Genomic DNA, 22,193 nt, shown 5'->3' on the forward strand with positions numbered 1-22,193 from the left:
AGGAAAGAAACTCCATAACACCCCATGGATTGGCCGGACGACCGGCGCTAGGATGCGACGCAACAAAGGGGCAGCTTCGGCGCAGCAGGGGGTGGGGCATGGATTTTTCCGCGGTAAAGGCCTTAACGTTCGATGTGTTCGGCACGGTGGTCGACTGGCGCACCAGCATCGCGCGCGAGGTCGACGCCTTCGCGCGCTCGCACGGTCTGGGGCTCGACGGGCATGCCTTCGCCGATGCCTGGCGCAGCCTCTACCAGCCCTCGATGGAAGAGGTGCGCAGCGGCGCCCGCCCCTGGACCAGGCTGGACGATTTGCACCGCGAAAGCCTGCTCACCCTGCTCGACCGGTTTGGCGTCACCGGCATTCCGGAGGAGGAGATCGACCGGCTGAACCGGGCCTGGCACCGGCTCGACCCCTGGCCGGATGTCGTCGAGGGGCTGACCCGGCTGAAAAGCAAATTCGTCATCGCCACCCTGTCGAACGGCAATGTCGCGCTGATGGTGAACATGGCCAAGCGCGCCGACCTGCCCTGGGATGCGATCCTGGGCGCGGAAGTGGCGCGCGCCTACAAGCCGCAGCCCCGCGCCTATGAGGCGGCGGCAGAGTTGCTGGGCCTGGCGCCAGCGCAGTGCATGATGGTCGCTGCCCATAATGCCGACCTGCATGCCGCCGCAAAAAGCGGCCTCCGCACGGCCTTCGTCGCCCGGCCGACCGAACATGGCCCCGGCCAGACCCGCGACCTCGCCGTCGAACCCGGCATCGAGCTTGCCGCCGACAGCTTCACGGATCTCGCCGACAAGCTGGGCTGCTGACACATTTCATCCGACCTTACCCGCAAACGAAGAGAGACCGATGGCACTGGACAACCGGCTGGGCTGCTTCTGCCCGCATGGCGATATCCATATCGACGGCAAGCCGGGCGGCCCGCTGTCCGGCCTCACCTTTGCCGCGAAGGATCTGTTCGATATCGAGGGCCATGTGACCGGGGCCGGTAATCCCGACTGGCTGGCAACGCACGCACCGGCGACGGCCACCGCCTCCTCGGTCCGCAAGCTGCTGGACGCCGGGGCCAGCCTGCACGGCAAGACCATCACTGACGAGCTGGCCTACAGCCTGGCCGGCGTGAACATGCATTACGGCACGCCTTTGAATCCGGCTGGCCCCGACCGGCTGCCCGGCGGCTCCTCCAGCGGCTCCGCCTCCGCCGTCGCGGGCAGGCTGGTCGATACCGCACTCGGCACCGATACCGGCGGCTCCATCCGCGTGCCGGCGAACAATTGCGGCCTCTATGGCATCCGCACCACGCACGGACGGGTGGCGAAGGACGGGCTGGTGCCGCTGGCCGACAGTTTCGACACGGTCGGCTGGTTCACCCGCGATGCCCGCACCATGGCCCGCATCGGCGAGGTGCTGCTGGGACCGCGCGAGAACTTCCCCGCCGGACGACTGGTGATCGCCACCGACTGCTTCGACCTGGTGGGCGCGGATGTACGTGCCGCGCTGAAGCCTCTGGTGGACCGGCTGATCGCGGCGGTCGGGCCGCGCCATTACGCGACGCTGAACCCGGACGGGTTCGATGTCTGGTTCGCCGCTTTCCGCCAGATCCAGGGCTATGAGGCCTGGCAGGCGCATGGCGAATGGATCGCCAAGACCAAGCCGAAGATGGCGCCGGAAATCGCCGAGCGCTTCAACCTTGGCCGGCAGGTGACGGCGGAACAGGTCGCCGAGGCCGGCAAGGTGCGGGAGAGGGCGCGCCAGCGCCTCGCTGCCATGCTGCAGCCGGGCGATGTGCTGTGCATGCCGGCCTCCAGCGGCCCGGCACCGGTGAAGAGCCTGTCGGGTGCTGCCGAGGGCGCCTACCGCGCTGCCATGCTGAAGCTGACCTGCACCGGCGGCCTCACCGGCATGCCACAGATGACCCTGCCGCTGGCGAAGCTGGATGGCTGCCCGCTGGGTATCTCCATCGCCGGCCTGCCCGGCAGCGACTGGATGCTGCTGGACCTCGCGGAGAAGCTGGAAGCCGCGGCCTAGGCCGCGAAGCCCACCGCCTTGCCCGGCATGCCGTCGAAGCTCTCCAGCAGGCGCTGGCGCCAGCCATAGAGCGGGTCGCTAGGCTCCAGCAGCTTCAGCGGACTGCCGCAGCGTGCCCATTGCAGGCTGCCGAACAGCGCATAATCGGCATAGGAGGGCGCCGAACCGGCCAGATAGGGCCGCGACGCCAGGCAGAGCCGCATCGGCTCAAGCGCCGCGCGGAAGGCCGCCAGCCGTTCCGGCGACTGGTCAGTGAAGGCCTCCAGCGTCATGCCGAAGCGCTTTTCCCGGCTCTCGCGGAAATAGGGCTGGTCCTCCGGCAGCACGATTCTGAACACATCGCCGAGGATCAGCTTGATGAGGTGCGGATGCACCTGCGTGTTGGTCCAGTGCATGACGAATTCGGCCAGCGCTTTCCCGCCAGAATCGCCAAAGATGCTGGGCCGGTCAGGATAGGCCGCCTCCAGATGGTTCACGATGGCCCAGCTGTCATGGATTGTCGTGTCGCCATCGACCAGCACTGGCACCAGCTTCTGGCCGGAAAAACCGATGATCTCCTTGTCGGTGAAGCGCACCGGCACCCATTCGGAGTCCAGCCCCTTATGGGCAAGCGCCATGCGCACGCGCCAGCCATAGGGGCTCATGCGGCGCTGATCGGTTCCGACGAGGTCATAGAAGCGGATGGTCATGCGAAAAGCTCACCTGTGGGCATGGCGGCGACCGGAATGATCGCGCCGGGATGACGGATGACGGCGGCAGCAAGGCGGTGTCCCTCGCGTGCTGCCGCCGGCGGTTCCTGCCCTCGCAGACGGGCGGCCAGATAGCCGGCATTGAAGGCATCGCCGGCCGCGGTAGTGTCCACGGGCTCGGCAACCAGCTCGGGAGGAATCTGCCAAGTCCGCCCGCCGAACGCAACCAGCGCCGGGGCGGGGCCGCGCTTCACCACGATTTCGGGCACGCCCAGCGCGCTCAGCCGGGCCAGGGTCGCCTCCGGCGTCGGGTCATCGAACAAAGCCTGCTCGTCCTCGAAGGTCGGCAGCGCGATATCGACCCGCGCCAGCGTCGCCTGTACGGCCAGGCGGGCCGCCTCCCGGCCGGACCAGTTGCGCGGCCGGTAATTGCTGTCGAAGGCGACCAGACCGCCGGCGCCGCGTAGCGCGTCCAGCGCGCCGTTCAGCCGCGCCCGACTGGCCGCATCCAGAATGGACAGGGTTATCGCCGACAGATAGGCGCAGCCGGTACGCGCGATGGCATCGGCAATGCGTTCGCCGGCGGCGTCCTTCATCATGTCGCGCGCGGCAGCCGCAGTGCGCCAGTGGAAGAAGGAGCGTTCTCCACCGGAATCGACGCGGATCGCATAAAGGCCGGGCAGCTTGCCGGGCAGGATCGCGACATCGCCGCACTCCACGCCTTCAGCGCGCCAGGCGGCCAGCATCTCCGCACTGTAGGGATCGTCTCCCAGCGCCGTCAGATAGGCGACCGGAATGCCCAGCCGCGCCAGATAGACCGCCGTGTTCAGCGTATCACCGCCGAACGCGCGGGAAAGCTGGTCCGGGCGGTCGCGCAATTCCACCATGCATTCGCCAATGGAAACAACCTTGCGCGGCGGATCGCCTGCCCGGCCAGCCTTTGCCATTTCGGCAGGCATCAGCATTCCTTTCGGAGTACACGTTATTATTGCCTGGAAGTATTGGCCTGCTACTGTCCGAACGACAAGAACTTGCGTCGAGGAAACGATGCGTAATGAACTGGGGCTGGAAATCTTGCCGGAAGACTGGCGGGGGGCGACGCTGGTGGGGCGCGCCTGGAACCCTGCCATTGCCGGTCCGTGCGTCATAACCCTGCGCGATGGCATGGCTGTCGATGTCACGCGGCACTGGCCGACCGTAGCCGACCTGCTGGATACGCCCGACCCGGCCGCCGCCCTGCAGGAGGCAGACGGCGAGGCGCTGGCGCCGGTCGAGGCTCTGCTGGCCAACAGCAGGGCCGACAGCCGCGACCCGCAGAAGCCCTGGCTGCTGGCGCCCTGCGACCTGCAGGCGGTGAAGGCTGCCGGCGTGACCTTCGCGCGCTCCATGCTGGAACGGGTGATCGAGGAACAGACGAAGGGCGACCCCGCCGCCGCCGAGGGCGTGCGCAAGCTGATCGTGGCCGAGATCGGCGACGATCTGCGCGCCGTGAAGCCCGGCTCGGACGCCGCCCTGCGGCTGAAGCAGGCTCTGATGGAGCGCGGCCTGTGGTCGCAGTATCTGGAGGTCGGCATCGGCCCGGATGCGGAAATCTTCACCAAGGCACAACCGATGTCGGCGGTCGGCTGCGGTGCGGAGATCGGCATTCACCCGATCTCCTCCTGGAACAATCCGGAGCCGGAGATCGTGCTGGCCGTCGTCCCCTCCGGCCAGATCGTTGGTGCCAGCCTCGGCAATGACGTCAATCTGCGCGACGTCGAAGGGCGCAGCGCCCTGCTGCTGGGCAAGGCGAAGGACAATAACGGCTCCTGCGCCATCGGCCCTTTTATCCGGCTGTTCGATGCCAATTACACGCTGGAGGATGTGCGCCGGGCGGAGCTGTCGCTGACTGTCGAAGGCGAGGACGGCTTCCGCCTCGATGGCCGCAGCTCCATGGCCGAGATCAGCCGCGACGTGACCGACCTTGCCGCCCAGACCATCGGCGCTAACCATCAGTATCCCGATGGGCTGGTGCTGTTCACCGGCACGCTGTTTGCCCCGGTCGAGGATCGTGATGCGCCCGGCCAGGGCTTCACCCACAAGGTGGGCGATGTGGTGACGATCGCCAGCGCGAAGCTGGGCAAGCTGGTGAACCGCGTGAACCGGACGGACCGTATTCCGCCCTGGGAATTCGGCACACGCGCCCTTATGCGCAATCTGGCCACGCGCGGTCTCTTGCGAGGCGCATGACGCGGTAAGGACGAAAACCAGGCATGGCCGGCGAGAGCAATCCCCCTCCTGACCCGACGCAGGCCACCGATATGGAGGCCCTGCAGGCGCGTCTTGCCAGCCTTGAAGCGGAGCTCGAAAAACTGCGCGAAGTGCCGCGCCTTGCCCGGCTGTGGCGCTGGGAAACCGATTCCGAGCTGCGGTTTTCCTACCTGTCCGACGAGTTCAGAACGGAGACCGGCTACGATCCCGCCGGGTTCCTCGGCAAGACCCGCGCCGAGGTCGGCATGCCGCGCAAGGATGTGGCGGCGTGGCACCGGCATCTGGACGATCTGGCAAATCACCGCCCTTTTTTCGATTACCGCTATAGCTATCTCGATCCGGACGGCAAGGAGCGCACGGTCAGCGTCTCCGGCAACCCGGTCTTCGACGCCGAGGGACGTTTCCAAGGGTATCGCGGCACCTGCCAGAACATCACCGATCAGGTCCGCGAGGTCGATACCGCCAACATCGCGGCGATGCGTCTTGTTCAAGCGCTCGACCTTTCCTCCGAGGGGATCGTGCTGTTCGACGCCGATGATCGGATGGTCCTGTGCAACAGCCGGCACCGGGCGCTTTTCCCGCACATTGCGGAGCTGCTTGTTCCCGGCAACCACTATTTCGACATCCTGCGCGCAAACATCCAGAACCTGCAGCCGGAACGCACGCCGGAACAGGTCGAACAATGGCTGGCCTACCGCATTGCCTATCACAGCAATCCCCAGGGTACGCTGACGCTGCCGCACAGGGATGGCCGGGTCATCACCCTGCGTGAGGAAAGGCTGGCCGATGGCGCCACGCTGGTCATCACCAGCGACGCCACGGAAATCACCCGGCGCGACGCCAAAGAGGCCAGGAAGGAAGCCCTGTTCCGACTGCTGTTCGAGCGCTCGCCGATGGGCATGGCCGTGGTCGACATGAAAGGCCGCTACATCCGGATGAACGACGCCTATTGCCGCTTCGTCGGCTACAGCCGGGAAGAGCTGATGCAGATGGTGGTGCGCGACGTCACGCACCCCGATGACGCGGTGGCGCTTGAGCAGCGGCTGTCAGTGCAGGCACAGAACGGCCACGGCGAATTCCAGTTCGAGAAACGCTACATCACCAAGTCGGGCGATATCGTCGTCGGGCTGATGACGACGGCGGTGATCAGCCCGACAGAGGGTGGCGATCCGCAGGTCATCGCCCAGGTGATCGACGTCACCGAACGCGCAGCGGCAGAAGACGAGCTGCGCAGCGCAAAGGAAGAGGCGGAAATCGCCAACCGCGCGAAGAGCGATTTCCTGGCCAATATGAGCCACGAGCTGCGCACGCCGCTGAATGCGATCATCGGCTTTTCGGAAGTGATGCTGGGCGAATATTTCGGCCCCTTCGACAATCCGCGCTACCGCGACTATGCCGAGGATATCCACGCCAGCGGACGGCACCTGCTGGAATTCATCGACGACCTGCTGGACCTGGCCAAGATCGAGGCCGGACGGCTGACGCTGATCGAAAGCCATGTCCATGTCGCCAGCCTGGTCCAGGGCGCGATCCGGCTGTTCGCGGACCGGGCGGAGAGTGCCGAGATCGAGCTGACCAACGACGTGCCGCCCGGCCTGCCGCATCTGCTGGCGGACGAGCGCATGACACGCCAGATCCTGGTCAATCTGATCTCCAACGCGATCAAGTTCACGCCGGCCGGCGGGCAGGTCTCGGTATCCGCCGTGCAGACCGCCTCAGCAGCGATCCAGGTTCTCGGCTCCGCCACCGGCATCGGCATCGAGCCGGAGGAAATTCCGCTGATCCGCCAGCGCTTCGGCCGCGCCAGCCGGGCCGCGAAACACAAGATTCAGGGAACCGGCCTTGGCCTTGCGATCATCGACAGCCTGATCGGCCTGCATGATGGCGAGATGGAGATCGAGAGCTGGCCCGGCCGCGGCACCATCGTGCGCGTGACCTTCCCGGCGGGGCGTACCGTCCGGGCGCGGAGCGTATAGCGCCTATTCCAGCCCCATCAGGTTGCGCGCGAAGCTGTTGGCATCGAAGGGCCGCAGATCGTCCGCCCCCTCGCCGACACCGACCGCATGAACCGGCAGGCCGAAGGCATCGGCCAGCGCCACGACCACGCCACCGCGCGCGGTACCGTCCAGCTTGGTCATCACCAGGCCGCTCACATTCACCATCTCGCGGAAGGTGTCGACCTGGGCATGGGCGTTCTGGCCGGTGGTGGCATCCAGCACCAGCACGGTGGAATGCGGCGCCGACGGCTCCAGCTTGGTGATGACGCGGATCACCTTCTTTAGCTCGTCCATCAGCGCGGCCTTGTTGTGCAGCCGCCCGGCGGTATCGATCAGCAGCACATCGGCGCCCTCCGCCTTTGCCTGCTTCAGCGCATCGAAGGCCAGCGAGGCGGCATCGCAATTCTCCGGCCCGGCAATGACCGGCGCGCCGGTGCGCTCGCCCCAGATTTTCAGCTGCTCGACGGCGGCGGCACGGAAGGTATCGCCGGCCGCCAGCATGACCTTCTTGCCCTGATCGCGGAACTGCTTGGCCAGTTTGCCGATGGTCGTGGTCTTGCCGGTACCGTTCACGCCGACCACCAGCACGACATGCGGCCGGTTGGCGGGGTCGAGCGTCAGCGGCAGCGCGACCGGGGTCAGGATTTCCGCGATATCGTCGGCGAAGGCCTGACGGACTTCCTCCGACGTCACTTCCTTCTCGAAGCGTTCGCGTGCCAGGTTGGCGGTCAGCTTGGCCGAGGTCTTCACGCCGAGATCGGCCTGGATGAGCAGCTCTTCCAGCTCCTCCAGCGTGGCCTCGTCCAGCTTGCGCTTGGTGAACAGCCCGATGATGCCGCCGCCCAGCTTGGCGGAGGTGCGGGCAAGCCCCTGTTTCAGCCGCGCCAGCCAGCCCGGCTTGCGCGCTTCGGTCTCAGTATTCTGGTCAGTCATGCGGCGGTCCGGATATCGACGGTCTGGCCGGTAAGCTGCTCCGCCCCGGCGCCGGTTACCCTGGCACGCAGGATGGTGCCGGGCGCGACGTCGGTGTCGAGGGCGATGGGCGCGAAATGCTCGGTACGCCCGATACCGGGCTTTTCCATCAGCACTTCGGCCTCGGTCCCGATGCGCGAGGCGAGGTAGTTGGCCAGCCGCGCCTCCCCTGCCGCGCGCAGGCGGGCCGCACGCTCCTTGCGGATTTCCACCGGCACCTGCGGCATGCGCGCCGCCGGCGTGCCGGGGCGCTCGCTGTAAGGGAACACGTGCAGGTAGGTCAGGTCGCACTCTTCCACGCTGCGCAGCGTGTTCTCGAACATATCGTCGGTCTCGGTCGGGAAGCCGGCGATCAGGTCGGCACCGAATACCATATCGGGACGGAGATCCTTCACCTTCTCCACGAAGGCGATGGCATCGCCGCGCAGATGGCGTCGCTTCATGCGCTTCAGCACCATGTCATCGCCGGCCTGCAGGCTGATATGCAGATGCGGCAGCAGGCGCGGCTCCTCGGCGATCAAGCGGAACAGATCATCGTCGATCTCCACCGGATCGAGCGAGGACAGGCGCAGGCGCGGCAGCTCCGGCACATTCGCCAGCAGCCGGCGGATCATCTGCCCCAGCGCCGGCTTGCCCGGCAGGTCGGGGCCGTAGCTGGTGATGTCCACGCCGGTCAGCACCACCTCGCGATAGCCGTTGCGCACCAGTTCGCGCACCTGCTCCACCACCCGGCCGATGGGGACGGAACGGCTGTTCCCCCGGCCATAGGGGATGATGCAGAAGGTGCAGCGATGGTCGCAGCCCTGCTGCACCTGCACGAAGGCGCGGGCGCGGTCCTCGAAGCCGGCGATCATATGCTCGGCGGTCTCGCGCACGCTCATAATGTCATTCACCAGCACGCGCGCCTCGCCGGCAAGCCCATAGCTTTCCGCCTTCAGCTTCTCCTCATTGCCGAGGATGCGGTCCACCTCCGGCATGGCGGCGAACTGTTCCGGCTTCACCTGGGCGGCGCAGCCGGTGACGATGATCTTGGCGTCCGGAGTCTTGCGGCGCAGCTTGCGGATGGGCTGGCGCGCCTGCCGTTCCGCCTCGGCGGTGACGGCGCAGGTATTCACGATGACCGTATCGCTCAGCCCCGCCTTGCCGGCCAGATCCTTCATCACCTCGGATTCGTAGGAATTGAGGCGGCAACCGAAGGTGACGATCTCGACGCTCATTGGGCAGACTCGATAACCGCAGGCTCCAGCTCGCCCCGGTAGGAAATGGCGACCGGCCCGGTCATCAGCACCCGGCCATCCGCGGTCCATTCGATGGTCAGCGTGCCGCCATCCAGGATCACATCGGCCTTGCGCTCGCTGAGGCCGCGCCGAACGGCGGCGACCAGGCTGGCGCAGGCGCCGGTGCCGCAGGCGCGGGTGATGCCGACACCGCGCTCCCACACCCGCATCCGCATTTTCGTCGGCGACAGGATCTGTACCGCCTCGACATTGATGCGTTGCGGGAACATCGGGTCATGCTCGATGCGTGGGCCGATCTCGGCCATCGGAATCGCCTCGGCATCCTCCACGAAATAGACGGCATGCGGATTGCCGACATTCACGCAGGTGGCCTCCAGCAGCGGCGCCACACCGGCGGCCACCTTCAGCGTGTCCATCTCGCGGGCCAGCGGAATTTCATCCCAGCCCAGCCGCGCCTCGCCCATATCGACGGTCACAGTGCCGTCCGCATTAACATTGGTCAGCAGCGTGCCGACCACGGTCTCGATGGACAGCGCCGGACGGTCCGCCTCTTCCGACAGCCAGGAGGCGACGCAGCGCGTGGCATTGCCGCAGGCCTCCACCTCGCCGCCATCAGCATTCAGGATGCGCATGAAGGCATCGGCGCCGTTCTTCGGCGGCTCGATCACGATCATCTGGTCGAAGCCCACGCCGGTGCGCCGGTCGGCGATGGCCCGAATCTGCGCCTCGCTGAGCGCGATCGGCGCGGCGCGGCCATCCAGCACGACGAAATCGTTGCCCAGCCCGTGCATCTTTATGAACGGAAGCTTTTCCATAGTCCGCGTTATATGGCGAGCGGGGCCCCAGAGTCCACGGCCAGCTTAAGCTGGCAGCCGTGCTTTCCGGTGCGGGCACACGCAGGACTGCCTTGCAGAGGCCGATGGGCAGGATCGAAAACGCACGATCAATCGTTCTCTTATAGAACTGTTGAAGGAGACACCAATGCCCTACATATTACTTTGGCTCGTGGGAATTCCCATTCCCCTCATCCTGCTGCTGTGGCTCATCTTTTCCTGAATTCCGCCATTCCCCTTGCTTTTTCAGGGGAACGGCCCCACATTGCTGTGACCATTCTGCTTCAGACTGCCGGCTCGTAACGCCCCTTCGGGTGTCCAGTTCGCGCTATCCCTGGACACAGAGTGCGACGCTCCGCCCATCCGGGTGGCGCGAACCGACAACGAAGGAGGCATCTATGCCGATCGGTACCGTCAAGTGGTTCAATAGCACCAAGGGTTATGGCTTCATCCAGCCGGAGAATGGCGGCCCGGACGTTTTCGTCCACATCTCCGCCGTCGAGCGCGCTGGCATGCGCAGCCTGAATGAAGGCCAGAAGATCTCCTACGAGGAACAGCGCGATCCGAAGCGCGGCAAGACCTCGGCCGAGAATCTGAAGGCCGTCTGACCCTCGCGTCAGAGCCTAAAGCGGAAGGGCGCCGGAGTACCGGCGCCCTTTTCATTTCAGGCCCCTTTCATTTCAGCCTGCCGGGAGACGCCCAGATGGCCTTCAAGCCGAACTATAATCAGCAACGCGCCGAACGAAACCGGGCCAAGGAGCAGAAGAAAAAGGAAAAGCTCCAGCGCAAGGAAGAGGAAGTCGCCAAGCGCAAGGGGCTGCTCGACGGCGAGCCCGCCGACAGCGATACCGATGACAGCGGCACATCCGATGCGCCGCCCGAAATCCGCGACTGACGAAACCCGGGACTGACGAAACCCGGGACTGACGAAACCCGCGACTGACGAAACCCGCGACTGACGACATCGTCCGCCGTCCACCTTTCGTGCCCTTTTACCCTATCCCTTGGAGACCATCTTGGGCCGCCAGAAGAAACCCGCCGCACCCGCCAGCTTCGTGCTGTTCAATGTGATCTATGAGGATGGCAGCCTGTCCTCCAACCGCAAGGTGCCCGGCGAGCTGCTGGACGGCCTGGACGGCGATGCGCCCGCGCGCACCTTCATCATGGACCAGGACCGCAAGATCGCGGAAATGTCCGGCCAGCCGCGCGGCCCGATCAAGAGCCTGAAGCGCGTGGGGAAATAGCCCCACCCTGACGGTCCGCCAGCTCCGGCGGCCAGACGATCTCGAACCGCTCGCACACCACCTCAATCCGCTCATCGAAGGCAAAGCCCTCGCGCTCTGCCTGCCGGCCGAAATAGCGGCAATGCCCCTCGCGCCAATAGGCGAGGCTGCCATCGCCCTCGCCTTCTGCCGCGGCGAAATCCTCCCCCACCTCGATAAAGGGCAGGATATCGATGCGGGCGGTCCGCCAGATACAGGTGGGATTGCCCGCGCCATCCAGCACCAGCACATGGTCACCCGGCTTCGGCACCGCACCCGGCGCATAGTCGCGCAACAGCGAGGCCGTCGCCCGCTTGCGCCCGGTGCGCACCAGCGCCAGCAGCTCGTCGGCAAGTTCCGGCGAATCCCCGAAGCTGACGACGTCATAGACCTGATCCGGCACACCCGTCGCTGCCCGGTAGGCGGCCCAGAATGCTTTTGTCTCTCCGTCTTTCATGAAGCCCCTGCTTCCTGGCCGCTGCGATGAGTGACTCTGGCACCGGCTTCCCCTAGTTTCCGCCCCGTTCACGGCAAGTTGGCCGCCCATAGAAGCCCTCCACCCCTGTCGGGGGGCACCGTCCGTCCGCGAGTTTCGCGCACGGGCGCATTTTCGATTGGGCGACCATCATTGCCGTGAGGATTGTTTAACCGAAGCAACGGCAACGGGATAGAGTCCTTGTTCGACGGCCTGACCGGCAAGCTCGGCGATGTGTTCGAGCGACTGAAGCGGCGCGGCGCGCTCTCCGAGAGCGACGTCCAGGCCGTCATGCGCGAGGTGCGCGTGGCGCTGCTGGAGGCCGACGTCGCCCTGCCGGTGGTGAAGGAATTCATCACCAAGGCCGGTGAGAAGGCGGTCGGCCAGGAAGTGCTGCGCTCGGTCACGCCGGGCCAGATGGTGGTGAAGATCGTCCACGACCAACTGGTCGAGATGCTGGGCGCGGAGCCGGAACCGGTCGATCTGAACGCCCCCGCCCCGGTGCCCATCCTGATGGTCGGCCTGCAGGGTTCGGGCAAGACCACCACCACCGGCAAGCTGGCGCGCCGCCTCACCCAGCGCGACAAGAAGAAGGTGCTGATGGCCTCGCTGGACGTGCATCGTCCGGCGGCGCAGGAGCAGCTGCGCATCCTGGGCGAACAGACCGGCGTTGCCACCCTGCCCATCGTGGCCGGCGAACAGCCGGTTTCCATCGCCAAGCGCGCCATGACCGTCGGCCGCCTGCAGGGCTATGACGTGGTGATGCTGGACACCGCCGGCCGGCTGCATGTCGATGAGGGGCTGATGGCCGAAGTGGCCTCGGTGCACGACCTCGTACAGCCGCATGAGGTGCTGCTTGTCGTCGATGCGATGACCGGCCAGGACGCGGTGAATGTCGCCAAGGCCTTCAAGGAGCGCGTCGGCGTCACCGGCATCGTCATGACCCGCGTCGATGGCGATGCGCGCGGCGGTGCCGCGCTGTCCATGCGCGCTGTCACCGGTTGCCCGATCAAGCTGCTGGGCGTCGGCGAGAAGATGGACGCGCTGGAAGATTTCCATCCGCAGCGCATCGCCGGCCGCATCCTCGGCATGGGCGACGTCGTCTCGCTGGTCGAGAAGGCGGCGGAGACCATCGAGAAGGATGAGGCCGAGCGGCTCGCCAAGAAGATGGCGAAGGGCGATTTCGACCTGGACGACATGGCAGCGCAGCTGCGCCAGCTGCGCAAGCTGGGCGGACTCGGCGGCGTCATGGGCCTGCTGCCCGGCATCGGCAAGATGAAGAAGCAGCTGGCCGGCGCCAACATCGACGAGAAGCAGCTGGCCCATCAGGAGGCCATCATCTCCTCGATGACGAAGAAGGAACGCAAGGACATCAAGCTGCTGAACGCCTCGCGCCGCAAGCGCATCGCGGCCGGCAGCGGCACAACGGTGCAGGAAGTGAACCGGCTGCTGAAGCAGTATCAGGACATGAGCCGGGTCATGAAGCAGATGGGCAAGTCCGGCATGCTGAAAGGCATGATGGGCGGTCTGATGGGTGGCGGAGGCGGCACGCCGCCGCAACTCCCGCCCGGTGGCCTAGGGGGCCTGGGCGGCGGTGGCCTCCCCGGCCTGCCGAAGCTGCCCGGCGGCAAGCTGCCCCCCGGTTTCGGCCGGCGCTGAGATTTTAATCCGAGATCAACCAGAACACGCGTAACAGGTTAAGGAAGAAACTAATGGCACTGAAGATTCGTCTGGCCCGTGGCGGCGCGAAGCGGCGTCCGTTCTATCGCATCGTGGTGGCGCAGAGCACCGCCCCGCGCGATGGCGCCTTCATCGAGCGCATCGGCTCCTACAACCCGATGGTCGATCATGGCCACCCGGACCGGCTGAAGATCGACGCCGACCGCGCCAAGCACTGGATCTCGGTTGGCGCCGTGCCGACCGACCGCGTTGCGCGCTTCCTGGCCACCGTTGGCCTTGGCGAAGCCCCGGCCCTGCCGGAGCAGACCAAGAAGAACCAGCCGCGCGCCAAGGCGCAGGAGCGTCTGAAGGAACAGGCCGCCCTGGCCGAGAAGGCCGCTGCGGAGAAGGCCGAGGCTGAGGCCGCCGCTGCCGAGGCTGCTGCCGCGCCGGCTGAAGAAGCCCCTGCTGAAGCTCCGGCCGAAGCGGCTGCTGAAGCTCCGGCCGAGGAAGCGGCCGAAGCCGAGAAGCCCAGCGCCTAAGGCGCCGGGCCGATGGCAACGCGCAGCTTACGGACGGGAGCGGCCTGGTCATGGCGAGCCACCCAGAGCGCCAGCCGGCGACGGCAGGTGCAGTTGACGATGGCGACGCAGGACAACTCGTCCTGCTCGGAATCGTCGTCGGCGCCCATGGTATCCGGGGTCAGCTCCGCGTCCGCAGCTTCACCGGCGAGCCTGCCGCGATCTTCGGATACGGCATGCTCCTCGGAAAGCGGCGCGACAGTGACGCGGGACGCAGCCTGACGCTGAAACCGGCCGGCCAGCCGAAAGGCGAGGTCGTGCTGGCATCGGTTTCCGGCGTTGCCGACCGCAATGCTGCCGAGGCGCTGAAGGGCTTGCGGCTGTATGTCAGCCGCGATGCCCTGCCGGCGCTGGAGGAAGATGAGTTCTACCATGCCGACCTGATCGGCCTGGTGGTCGATCAGGTAGCGGGGGAACTACTCGGCACGGTGAAGGCGGTCCATGATTTCGGGGCCGGCGACGTGCTGGAGGTGATCCGGGAGGAAGGCGGCAGCGTGTTCCTTCCCTTCACGCGGGCCGTTGTACCGGTGGTGGATATTGCGGGCGGCCGGCTGGTTGCCGATCCGCCGGCTGAATTGCTGGAAAGCGGTTCGGCGGGCGAAGAGGATGCGGAATGAGCTGGCGGGCGACCGTGCTGACGCTGTTCCCGGAGATGTTTCCGGGGCCACTCGGGGCGTCGCTACCGGGCAAGGCGCTGGAAAAGGGCGTCTGGCTAATGGAAACGCTGGACATTCGCGAGTTCGCGCGTAATAAACACCGCTCCGTCGATGACACCCCCTTCGGCGGCGGTGCCGGTATGGTAATGCGGCCCGATGTCGTGGATGCGGCGTTGGGCGCGGTTGCGGACCGGCCGGGGCCGGTGATCTACCTGTCACCGCGCGGCCGCAAGCTGGATCAGGCCATGGCCCGCGATCTGGCGGACGGGCCGGGCGTGACGTTGTTGTGCGGCCGGTACGAAGGGGTGGATCAGCGGGTCATCGACTCGCGCCGGATCGTCGAGGTCAGCCTCGGCGACTTTGTCCTTTCCGGGGGCGAACCGGCGGCGATGGCGCTGATCGATGCCTGTGTCAGGCTGCTGCCTGGGGCCATGGGGTCCGAGGAAAGCCTGGACGAAGAGAGTTTCGAACGGGGATTGCTGGAATATCCCCACTATACGCGGCCGCAGGCCTGGATCGACCATGAAGGGGTCGAGCGCGTGGTGCCGGAGGTGCTGACCTCGGGTCATCACGAAAAGGTGCGGCTGTGGCGCCGCGCGGAAGCGGAACGGATTACGGCCGAACGCAGGCCCGACCTCTGGTCGGCCTATGTTGCGGCTGGTGAGGAAGACGGGAACTAGGCGCCGCGAGGCGTCTGTTGAAGCGGTTTGCCGCAGGGCCCTGCGCGGCAGGGTTCACGGTTAGGCAGGCATTAGGTTAGGTAGGGATTAGGACAATGAACATCATCGAACAGCTCGAGCAGGAGCAGATCGCCAAGGTCACGGCCGATCATCAGGTGCCGGAATTCGTGCCGGGCGATACGCTGCGCGTGAATGTGAAGGTCGTCGAAGGCACGCGTGAGCGCGTCCAGGCTTTCGAAGGCGTGTGCATCGCCCGCAGCAATGCCGGGCTGAACTCCTCCTTCACCGTGCGGAAGATTTCCTACGGCGAGGGTGTGGAGCGTGTGTTCCCGCTCTATTCGCCGCGCCTGGCCTCGATCGAGGTGGTGCGCCGGGGCGATGTCCGCCGCGCCAAGCTGTATTACCTGCGTGGCCTGACCGGCAAGGCAGCCCGTATCCGCGAGAAGCAGACCGTCCGCACCGTCAAGGGTGCAGCCGGCGAAGCAGCGGCGGCGCCTGCCGGCGAGTAAGGCTTACAGCCAGTGAAAACGGGCCCTGAGGGGCCCGTTTTGCGCTCCGTCCGACCTCTCGCGATGGTGCATGGCTGACAAGAATGCATGCTGCTTGGTGCGCCCGCACCGGCGGGTCTAAGCTGAGCGGCCAAGAGCCGGGTTCCTGGTCAGCAGGCACCCGGCGACAATAGTGACGACCGCCAGGAGTGAGGACCGCCTTCGTGACCGCAGCCACTTCCAAGCCCCGTACCCTTTTCGACAAGATCTGGCAGAACCATCTGGTGGACGTCCAGGAGGACGGCACCTGCCTGATCTATATCGACCGCCACCTCGTCCATGAGGTGACCAGCCCGCAGGCCTTCGAGGGGCTGCGCACGACCGGCCGCAAGGTCCGCCGGCCGAGCCAGACGCTTGCCGTCGCCGACCATAACGTGCCGACCTCCGACCGCTCCAAGGGCATCAGCGACGAGGAAAGCCGCATCCAGGTCGAGACGCTGGAATCCAACGTGAAGGAATTCGGCGTTCCCTATTTCGCGATGGATGACGCCCGCCAGGGCATTGTGCACATCATCGGGCCGGAGCAGGGCTTCACCCTGCCGGGCACCACCATCGTGTGCGGCGACAGCCACACCGCGACGCATGGCGCCTTCGGCGCACTGGCCTTCGGCATCGGCACCTCCGAGGTAGAGCATGTGCTGGCCACCCAGACGCTGGTGCAGGCGCCGGCCAAGAACATGCTGGTCCGGGTCGAGGGCGACCTGCCCTTCGGCGTCACCTCCAAGGATCTGATCCTGGCGATCATCGGCAAGATCGGTACCGCCGGCGGTACCGGCCATGTGATCGAGTATGCGGGCGAGGCGATCCGCAACCTGTCCATGGAAGCCCGCATGACGATCTGCAACATGTCGATCGAGGGTGGTGCGCGCGCCGGTCTGATCGCCCCGGACGAGGTCACCTTCGAATATCTGAAGGGCCGCCCGCTGGCGCCAAAGGGCGCCGCCTGGGAGCAGGCCGTCGAATTCTGGAAGACCCTGCCCTCCGACGAGGGTGCGTCCTACGACAAGGAAATCGTCATCACGGCCGCCGACCTGGTGCCGACCATCACCTGGGGCACCAGCCCGGAAGACGTGGTGCCGGTCACCGGCATCGTGCCCGACCCGGATAAGGCGCCGAACGCCGGCAAGCGCGAGGCGATGCTGCGCGCGCTGGACTATATGGGTCTGAAGCCGGGCATGAAGATGACCGACGTGAAGGTCGATACCGTATTTATCGGCTCGTGCACCAATGGCCGCATCGAGGATATCCGTGCGGTGGCCGAGGTCGCCAAGAGCCGCAAGGTGGCGGCCAATGTCCGCGCCATGGTGGTGCCGGGTTCCGGCTTGGTGAAGGAACAGGCGGAGGCCGAGGGGCTGGACGTGGTGCTGCGCGAGGCCGGTTTCGACTGGCGCGAGCCGGGCTGCTCCATGTGCCTTGCCATGAACGCCGACAAGCTGGCGCCGGGCGAGCGCTGCGCCTCCACCTCGAACCGCAATTTCGAGGGCCGGCAGGGCCGCGGCGGGCGCACCCATCTGATGAGTCCGGCAATGGCCGCGGCGGCGGCCGTCAAAGGCCACATCGCCGATGTGCGCGAGCTGATGGGCTGACCGGGACCAGCGGGAGGATAGAGAGATGGACAAGTTCACGACGCTCACCGGGATCGCCGCACCGCTGCCGATGGTCAACATCGACACCGACATGATCATCCCGAAGCAGTATCTGAAGACGATCAAGCGCACCGGCCTCGGCCAGTTCCTGTTCGACGAGATGCGCCGCGACAGCAATGGCAAGGAGAACCCGGATTTCGTGCTGAACCGGGAGCCCTACACCAAGGCCGAGATCCTGGTGGCCGGCGACAATTTCGGCTGCGGCTCTAGCCGTGAGCACGCCCCCTGGGCGCTGCTGGATTTCGGCATCCGTGCCGTCATCGCCCCCAGCTTCGCCGACATCTTCTTCAACAACTGCTTCAAGAACGGCATCCTGCCGATCCGGCTGCCGCAGGAAATAGTCGATCAGCTGACCGAGGACGCGAAGCTGGGCGGCAATGCCCGCATCACCGTCGATCTGGAGAAGCAGGAGATCACCCGCCCGAACGGCGAGAAGATCGCCTTCGAGGTGGATGCCTTCCGCAAGCACTGCCTGCTGAACGGTCTGGACGATATCGGCCTGACCCTGCAGAAGGACCAGAAGATCGCCGGTTATGAGGAGAAGCTTGCCCTCTCCCAGCCCTGGATCGCCGCCTGATCGCTCCCAAAGAACGGAAAAATAAAATGGCATCGAACAAGAAGCTGCTGGTCCTGCCGGGTGACGGCATCGGGCCGGAGGTGATGCGTCAGGTCCGCCGCGTGGTGGACTGGATGGACAAGCGCCGCCACGTCTCCTTCGACATTCAGGAAGGCCTGGTCGGCGGCGCCGCGCTCGACGCGCACGGCACCCCGCTGACCGACGAGACGATGGCCGACGCGCTGGCGGTGGACGCCGTGCTGTTCGGCTCGGTCGGTGGCCCGAAGTGGGACGACCTGCCGTTCGAGAAGAAGCCGGAGCGCGGCCTGCTGCGCCTGCGCAAGGAAATGGACCTGTTCGCCAATCTGCGCCCGGCCATCGTGTTCCCGGCGCTGGCCGATGCCTCGACGCTGAAGCGCGAGCTGGTCGAGGGGCTGGATATCCTGATCCTGCGCGAGCTGACCGGCGGCGTCTATTTCGGTGAGCCGCGCGGTGTAGAGACCCTGCCGGACGGCACCAAGAAGGCCGTCGATACCCAGGTCTATACGACGCCGGAGATCGAGCGCGTGGCGCGCGTCGGCTTCGACCTCGCCCGCAAGCGCGGCGGCAAGGTACATTCGGTCGAGAAGGCCAATGTCATGCACACCGGCGTGCTGTGGCGCGAGACGGTGACCAAGCTGCATGAAGCCGAAGGCAAGGGCATCGAACTGCACCACATGTATGCCGACAACTGCGCGATGCAGCTGGTGCGCAATCCGAAGCAGTTCGACGTGATCGTCACCGACAATCTGTTCGGCGACATCCTGTCCGACTGCGCGGCGATGTTGACCGGCTCGCTCGGCATGCTGCCCTCGGCCTCGCTCGGCCTTGAGGATCCGACCACCGGCCGCCGTATGGCGCTGTACGAGCCGGTGCACGGTTCCGCCCCGGACATCGCCGGCCAGGATATGGCGAACCCGCTGGCCGAGCTGCTGAGCTTCGCCATGCTGCTGCGCTATTCCTTCGACATGGGCGAGGACGCCGACATGATCGAGAAGGCCATCAACAACGTGCTGGATGCCGGCTTCCGTACCGCCGACATCTATGTGCCGGGCACCGCCAAGGTCTCGACCACGGTGATGGGCGACACGCTGCTGCGCGAGCTGGACAAGCTGTCGGCCTGATCCAACAACATCTTCTTTATGGAAAGGGCGGCCTTTGGGTCGCCCTTTTTCTTGGCCGGGACGAAATGCCTGTCCTTTCGGGACAGGCAGTCAGGCAGGCCCGCCGCAGGGACGCTACACATGCTCCTGTGTTCAATCGGGAGGATCAGAGATGTCCCTGGAAAATATCGGCGGTTTCATTCAGGCGTTGCAGCAGGATGCGGCCCTCAAGCAGCGTTTTCAGTCCACCGTCGCCACCCTGCCCCAGGATGCCGATCCGGCACCGCACATCGTGGCCTTCGCCAGGGACGAAGGGCATGCACTGGAAACCAATGACCTGGCGGCGTTCGGCGATCTGCTCACCCGGGCGCGGAACGATCAGCTGACGGACGCAGAGCTGGACAAGGTCAATGGCGGCATTTTCGGCGGAGTGCTGAATGCGGGGTTCGGTGCCATGAGTTTGCCCGGCACGCTCTACGGCTCTCTGGTGAACACCCAGAATGGCCTCGACCCCTCGAAGCGTGAATTCTGGCTGGGCTTCTGAGTCACCCGCACTTGGAATAGCCGCAGGAGGTGCAGGTATCGCAGCCCTCCTGCCGGATCAGGCTGGGCTGGCCGCATTTCGGGCATTGCCGCAGGCGCTGATCGGCGAGCCCCACCACCTTGCGCTCGGCGAGATGGCCCTGGCGCTTTTCTTCCGGCTGCGGAATGAAGCCAATGTCGATCAGGTGGCGTTCGATCACATCGCCGATGGCGGCCAGCAGGGAGGGCACATAACGCCCGCCCATCCATTGCCCGCCGCGCGGGTCGAACACGGCCTTCAGCTCTTCAACCACGAAGGAGACGTCGCCGCCGCGCCGGAACACCGCGCTGATCATCCGGGTCAGCGCCACGGTCCAGGCGAAATGCTCCATGTTCTTGGAGTTGATGAAAATCTCGAAGGGCCGGCGGCGCCCATCCTGGATCACATCGTTCACGGTGATGTAGAGCGCGTGCTCGCTCTCCGGCCAGTTGATCTTGTAGGTCTTGCCCGGCAGTTCCTCCGGCCGGTTCAGCGGCTGCGTCATGTAGATGACCGCCCCCGCCTCGAACTGGTCTGCCGGCCTTGCCTCCGGCTTGTCCAGCGCCAGCTCCGGCTGCTGTGTGCCCTCCACCGTCTCCGGCTTCACCTGCAGCACGGCGCCTGTGATCTCGTTCGGCCGGTAGGTGGTGCAGCCCTTGCAGCCCGATTCATAGGCCATGCGATAGACATTCTTAAACTGCTCGAACGGCAGATCGACCGGGATGTTGATGGTCTTGGAAATCGAGCTGTCGATGTATTTCTGCACGGCGGCCTGCATCACCACATGGTCGCTGGGCGACAGCCGCTGGGCATCGACGAAGGCATCGGTCAGCCGCGCGGTCTCGCCCTTCAGCCGGCGGTAGAGGCGCAGCGCATAGTCGGTGACCTGCTCCTCCCTGCGGCTGCCATCGGGCATCAGCACGGTGCGGGTATATTCGAAGCTAAATACAGGCTCCAGGCCCGAGGACACATTATCCGCCAGGATGGAGATGGTGCCGGTCGGCGCGATGGAGGTCAGCAGCGCGTTGCGGATGCCATGCTGGGCGATAGCGTCCCGCACATCCGCATCCAGCTCCCGGATCGTCTCGCCTGCCAGATAGTGGTCCCGGTCGAACAGCGGAAACGGTCCCTTCTCCTTCGCCAGCTCGACCGAGGCGAGATAGGCTGCACGACGGATCGCCGCCATCCAGCGCTCGGTCAGCGCCACCGCATCGGCGCTGCCATAGCGCGCGCCGCAGAAGATCAGCGCGTCGGCCAGCCCGGTAACGCCAAGCCCGATGCGCCGCTTTGCCTGCGCCTCATGCTGCTGCTGCGGCAGCGGGAAGCGCGATACGTCAGTGACGTTGTCCATCATGCGCACGGCGGTCGCGACCAGCGCCTCCAGCCGGCCGATATCGATCGCGGCATCGCTCTCGAACGGACGCTCCACCAGCTTCGCCAGATTGATCGAGCCCAGCAGGCAGGCGCCATAGGGCGGCAGCGGCTGCTCGCCGCACGGGTTGGTGGCGGCGATGGTCTCGCAGTAATGCAGGTTGTTGCGGTTGTTCACCCGGTCGATGAAGATCACCCCCGGCTCGGCATAGGCGTAGGTCGCGCGCATGATCCGATCCCACAGTTCGCGCGCCTCGACCGTGCGATAGATTGTGCCGCCGAACACCAGGTCCCAGGACCCGCCCTCCTGCACCGCCTGCATGAAGGCGTCGGTCACCAGCACCGACAGGTTGAACATGCGCAGGCGGCCCGCCTCCTGCTTGGCGGCGATGAAATCCTCGATGTCGGGATGATCGCAGCGCATCGTCGCCATCATCGCGCCGCGGCGGTGGCCGGCGCTCATGATGGTGCGGCACATCGCATCCCACACATCCATGAAGGGCAGCGGGCCGGATGCATCCGCCCCCACCCCCTTCACCGGCGCGCCCTTGGGCCTGAGCGTCGAGAAATCATAGCCGATGCCACCACCCTGCTGCATGGTCAGCGCGGCTTCCTTCAGATGCTCGAAGATGCCGGCCATATCGTCCGGGACAGTGCCCATGACGAAGCAGTTGAACAGGGTGACGCTGCGGTCGGTGCCGGCCCCGGCCAGGATGCGGCCGGCGGGCAGGAACTTGAAATCCTCCAGCGCCTCGTAGAACCGGCCTTCCCATAGCGCCTGGTCGCGCTCCGGCGCGGCAAGCGCCGTCGCCACACGGCGCCAGCTATCCTCCAGCGTGCGGTCCAGCGGCGCGCCATCGGCCCGCTTCAGCCGGTATTTCATGTCCCAGATCTGCTGCGAAATCGCCGCGATACCCGCCATGAAACGCTCCAACGCAATCGAACGGCCAGATAGTGTACCAGCTTGGCGGCGGCGGACAATAACTATGTTCTTGTTATGTTTCCACCGACCGTTGCCGGATAACCTCCTGCCAGGCCTTGCAGA

General features: G+C 65.8%; 23 protein-coding genes. 16 read left to right on the forward strand and 7 right to left on the reverse strand.

What is annotated here, in order from left to right:
* Window positions 1-98: 98 nt before the first annotated feature.
* Both MK313_RS04875 and MK313_RS04880 read left to right on the forward strand, forming a co-directional pair.
* Window positions 99-812, forward strand: coding sequence for a haloacid dehalogenase type II (locus MK313_RS04875; RefSeq protein ID WP_121220967.1), 714 nt, complete (start codon window positions 99-101; stop codon window positions 810-812).
* A 40-nt stretch (window positions 813-852) separates the two neighbouring features.
* Window positions 853-2,031: an amidase gene (locus tag MK313_RS04880; protein WP_287780315.1), complete on the forward strand. Its 1,179-nt coding sequence runs from the start codon at window positions 853-855 to the stop codon at window positions 2,029-2,031.
* On the opposite strand, the gene MK313_RS04885 is transcribed toward MK313_RS04880, so the two are convergent.
* Window positions 2,028-2,720 (reverse strand): glutathione S-transferase N-terminal domain-containing protein, encoded by a 693-nt coding sequence (locus MK313_RS04885; protein ID WP_287780316.1) that lies wholly within the window; start codon window positions 2,718-2,720, stop codon window positions 2,028-2,030. The genes MK313_RS04880 and MK313_RS04885 overlap by 4 nt on opposite strands.
* On the reverse strand, window positions 2,717-3,679 hold the full coding sequence (locus MK313_RS04890; RefSeq protein ID WP_287780317.1) for a sugar kinase: 963 nt from the start codon (window positions 3,677-3,679) through the stop codon (window positions 2,717-2,719). The genes MK313_RS04885 and MK313_RS04890 overlap by 4 nt, the downstream gene beginning before the upstream one ends.
* Before the next feature lie 88 nt (window positions 3,680-3,767).
* Between MK313_RS04890 and MK313_RS04895 the strand changes: the two genes are divergently transcribed.
* Together MK313_RS04895 and MK313_RS04900 are read left to right on the forward strand one after the other, a co-directional pair.
* A complete protein-coding gene (locus tag MK313_RS04895) occupies window positions 3,768-4,949 on the forward strand; it encodes a fumarylacetoacetate hydrolase family protein (protein WP_287780318.1) in 1,182 nt (393 codons plus the stop codon).
* Window positions 4,950-4,972: 23 nt separating this feature from the next.
* A complete protein-coding gene (locus tag MK313_RS04900; RefSeq protein WP_287780319.1) occupies window positions 4,973-6,946 on the forward strand; it encodes a PAS domain-containing sensor histidine kinase in 1,974 nt (657 codons plus the stop codon).
* 3 nt (window positions 6,947-6,949) lie between these two features.
* Here the strand turns inward: MK313_RS04900 and ftsY are convergent, their stop codons facing one another.
* From ftsY to dapF, 3 genes are read right to left on the reverse strand one after another with little or no spacing between them, the layout of a single operon-like run.
* Complete coding sequence (ftsY, locus tag MK313_RS04905) at window positions 6,950-7,900, reverse strand: signal recognition particle-docking protein FtsY (protein WP_121220976.1); 951 nt, start codon at window positions 7,898-7,900, stop codon at window positions 6,950-6,952.
* Window positions 7,897-9,156: a tRNA (N(6)-L-threonylcarbamoyladenosine(37)-C(2))-methylthiotransferase MtaB gene (mtaB, locus tag MK313_RS04910; protein WP_287780320.1), complete on the reverse strand. Its 1,260-nt coding sequence runs from the start codon at window positions 9,154-9,156 to the stop codon at window positions 7,897-7,899. The genes ftsY and mtaB overlap by 4 nt, the downstream gene beginning before the upstream one ends.
* The gene (gene dapF, locus MK313_RS04915) at window positions 9,153-9,992 is read right to left on the reverse strand and encodes a diaminopimelate epimerase (protein WP_287780321.1); all 840 of its coding nucleotides are present in this window, start codon (window positions 9,990-9,992) and stop codon (window positions 9,153-9,155) included. The genes mtaB and dapF overlap by 4 nt, the downstream gene beginning before the upstream one ends.
* 416 nt (window positions 9,993-10,408) lie before the next feature.
* Here dapF and MK313_RS04920 point away from each other — a divergent pair, with 416 nt between their 5' ends.
* The 3 genes from MK313_RS04920 to MK313_RS04930 all read left to right on the forward strand — a co-directional run bounded on the left by MK313_RS04920 (window position 10,409) and on the right by MK313_RS04930 (window position 11,254).
* Window positions 10,409-10,618, forward strand: coding sequence for a cold-shock protein (locus MK313_RS04920; protein WP_008943939.1), 210 nt, complete (start codon window positions 10,409-10,411; stop codon window positions 10,616-10,618).
* A gap of 95 nt (window positions 10,619-10,713) precedes the next feature.
* Window positions 10,714-10,905: a hypothetical protein gene (locus MK313_RS04925; protein WP_121220981.1), complete on the forward strand. Its 192-nt coding sequence runs from the start codon at window positions 10,714-10,716 to the stop codon at window positions 10,903-10,905.
* Window positions 10,906-11,026: 121 nt separating this feature from the next.
* Window positions 11,027-11,254 (forward strand): hypothetical protein, encoded by a 228-nt coding sequence (locus MK313_RS04930; protein ID WP_008943937.1) that lies wholly within the window; start codon window positions 11,027-11,029, stop codon window positions 11,252-11,254.
* Here MK313_RS04930 and MK313_RS04935 read toward each other — a convergent pair.
* On the reverse strand, window positions 11,226-11,729 hold the full coding sequence (locus tag MK313_RS04935; protein WP_287780322.1) for an ASCH domain-containing protein: 504 nt from the start codon (window positions 11,727-11,729) through the stop codon (window positions 11,226-11,228). The two genes, MK313_RS04930 and MK313_RS04935, sit on opposite strands and share 29 nt — an antisense overlap.
* Window positions 11,730-11,948: 219 nt before the next feature.
* Between MK313_RS04935 and ffh the strand changes: the two genes are divergently transcribed.
* From ffh to MK313_RS04980, 9 genes are all read left to right on the forward strand, one after another.
* A complete protein-coding gene (gene ffh, locus MK313_RS04940) occupies window positions 11,949-13,406 on the forward strand; it encodes a signal recognition particle protein (RefSeq protein ID WP_287780323.1) in 1,458 nt (485 codons plus the stop codon).
* A gap of 53 nt (window positions 13,407-13,459) precedes the next feature.
* Window positions 13,460-13,948, forward strand: coding sequence for a 30S ribosomal protein S16 (gene rpsP, locus MK313_RS04945; protein WP_287780324.1), 489 nt, complete (start codon window positions 13,460-13,462; stop codon window positions 13,946-13,948).
* Window positions 13,949-13,998: 50 nt separating this feature from the next.
* The gene (gene rimM / locus MK313_RS04950; RefSeq protein WP_287780325.1) at window positions 13,999-14,604 is read left to right on the forward strand and encodes a ribosome maturation factor RimM; all 606 of its coding nucleotides are present in this window, start codon (window positions 13,999-14,001) and stop codon (window positions 14,602-14,604) included.
* Complete coding sequence (gene trmD, locus MK313_RS04955; RefSeq protein ID WP_121220991.1) at window positions 14,601-15,323, forward strand: tRNA (guanosine(37)-N1)-methyltransferase TrmD; 723 nt, start codon at window positions 14,601-14,603, stop codon at window positions 15,321-15,323. The genes rimM and trmD overlap by 4 nt, the downstream gene beginning before the upstream one ends.
* Window positions 15,324-15,418: 95 nt before the next feature.
* Window positions 15,419-15,832, forward strand: coding sequence for a 50S ribosomal protein L19 (gene rplS / locus MK313_RS04960; protein ID WP_008943931.1), 414 nt, complete (start codon window positions 15,419-15,421; stop codon window positions 15,830-15,832).
* 203 nt (window positions 15,833-16,035) lie between these two features.
* The gene (gene leuC, locus MK313_RS04965) at window positions 16,036-17,457 is read left to right on the forward strand and encodes a 3-isopropylmalate dehydratase large subunit (protein ID WP_287780326.1); all 1,422 of its coding nucleotides are present in this window, start codon (window positions 16,036-16,038) and stop codon (window positions 17,455-17,457) included.
* 25 nt (window positions 17,458-17,482) lie between these two features.
* Complete coding sequence (gene leuD, locus MK313_RS04970) at window positions 17,483-18,094, forward strand: 3-isopropylmalate dehydratase small subunit (RefSeq protein ID WP_008943929.1); 612 nt, start codon at window positions 17,483-17,485, stop codon at window positions 18,092-18,094.
* A gap of 26 nt (window positions 18,095-18,120) precedes the next feature.
* Window positions 18,121-19,236, forward strand: coding sequence for a 3-isopropylmalate dehydrogenase (gene leuB, locus MK313_RS04975; protein WP_287780327.1), 1,116 nt, complete (start codon window positions 18,121-18,123; stop codon window positions 19,234-19,236).
* A gap of 151 nt (window positions 19,237-19,387) precedes the next feature.
* On the forward strand, window positions 19,388-19,759 hold the full coding sequence (locus tag MK313_RS04980) for a Nif11 family protein (RefSeq protein ID WP_287780328.1): 372 nt from the start codon (window positions 19,388-19,390) through the stop codon (window positions 19,757-19,759).
* Between the two features lies 1 nt (window position 19,760).
* On the opposite strand, the gene MK313_RS04985 is transcribed toward MK313_RS04980, so the two are convergent.
* Window positions 19,761-22,070: an adenosylcobalamin-dependent ribonucleoside-diphosphate reductase gene (locus MK313_RS04985; RefSeq protein ID WP_287780329.1), complete on the reverse strand. Its 2,310-nt coding sequence runs from the start codon at window positions 22,068-22,070 to the stop codon at window positions 19,761-19,763.
* Window positions 22,071-22,193 lie beyond the last annotated feature (123 nt).

Origin of the sequence: Oceanibaculum sp. (genome assembly GCF_022449305.1) — a bacterium.
Lineage (GTDB): Bacteria > Pseudomonadota > Alphaproteobacteria > Oceanibaculales > Oceanibaculaceae > Oceanibaculum > Oceanibaculum indicum.

Excerpts from the sequence above, each read along its gene's own strand:
- rplS (WP_008943931.1), top strand. The coding sequence starts at position 15,419 with ATGAACATCATCGAACAGCTCGAGCAGGAGCAGATCGCCAAGGTCACG.
- MK313_RS04885 (WP_287780316.1), bottom strand. The coding sequence starts at position 2,720 with ATGACCATCCGCTTCTATGACCTCGTCGGAACCGATCAGCGCCGCATG.
- MK313_RS04890 (WP_287780317.1), bottom strand. The coding sequence starts at position 3,679 with ATGCCTGCCGAAATGGCAAAGGCTGGCCGGGCAGGCGATCCGCCGCGC.
- MK313_RS04985 (WP_287780329.1), bottom strand. The coding sequence starts at position 22,070 with ATGGCGGGTATCGCGGCGATTTCGCAGCAGATCTGGGACATGAAATAC.
- MK313_RS04895 (WP_287780318.1), top strand. The coding sequence starts at position 3,768 with ATGCGTAATGAACTGGGGCTGGAAATCTTGCCGGAAGACTGGCGGGGG.
- MK313_RS04900 (WP_287780319.1), top strand. The coding sequence starts at position 4,973 with ATGGCCGGCGAGAGCAATCCCCCTCCTGACCCGACGCAGGCCACCGAT.
- MK313_RS04980 (WP_287780328.1), top strand. The coding sequence starts at position 19,388 with ATGTCCCTGGAAAATATCGGCGGTTTCATTCAGGCGTTGCAGCAGGAT.
- MK313_RS04875 (WP_121220967.1), top strand. The coding sequence starts at position 99 with ATGGATTTTTCCGCGGTAAAGGCCTTAACGTTCGATGTGTTCGGCACG.
- MK313_RS04920 (WP_008943939.1), top strand. The coding sequence starts at position 10,409 with ATGCCGATCGGTACCGTCAAGTGGTTCAATAGCACCAAGGGTTATGGC.
- rimM (WP_287780325.1), top strand. The coding sequence starts at position 13,999 with ATGGCGAGCCACCCAGAGCGCCAGCCGGCGACGGCAGGTGCAGTTGAC.
- trmD (WP_121220991.1), top strand. The coding sequence starts at position 14,601 with ATGAGCTGGCGGGCGACCGTGCTGACGCTGTTCCCGGAGATGTTTCCG.
- leuB (WP_287780327.1), top strand. The coding sequence starts at position 18,121 with ATGGCATCGAACAAGAAGCTGCTGGTCCTGCCGGGTGACGGCATCGGG.
- MK313_RS04880 (WP_287780315.1), top strand. The coding sequence starts at position 853 with ATGGCACTGGACAACCGGCTGGGCTGCTTCTGCCCGCATGGCGATATC.
- rpsP (WP_287780324.1), top strand. The coding sequence starts at position 13,460 with ATGGCACTGAAGATTCGTCTGGCCCGTGGCGGCGCGAAGCGGCGTCCG.
- MK313_RS04925 (WP_121220981.1), top strand. The coding sequence starts at position 10,714 with ATGGCCTTCAAGCCGAACTATAATCAGCAACGCGCCGAACGAAACCGG.
- mtaB (WP_287780320.1), bottom strand. The coding sequence starts at position 9,156 with ATGAGCGTCGAGATCGTCACCTTCGGTTGCCGCCTCAATTCCTACGAA.
- dapF (WP_287780321.1), bottom strand. The coding sequence starts at position 9,992 with ATGGAAAAGCTTCCGTTCATAAAGATGCACGGGCTGGGCAACGATTTC.
- leuD (WP_008943929.1), top strand. The coding sequence starts at position 17,483 with ATGGACAAGTTCACGACGCTCACCGGGATCGCCGCACCGCTGCCGATG.
- MK313_RS04935 (WP_287780322.1), bottom strand. The coding sequence starts at position 11,729 with ATGAAAGACGGAGAGACAAAAGCATTCTGGGCCGCCTACCGGGCAGCG.
- ftsY (WP_121220976.1), bottom strand. The coding sequence starts at position 7,900 with ATGACTGACCAGAATACTGAGACCGAAGCGCGCAAGCCGGGCTGGCTG.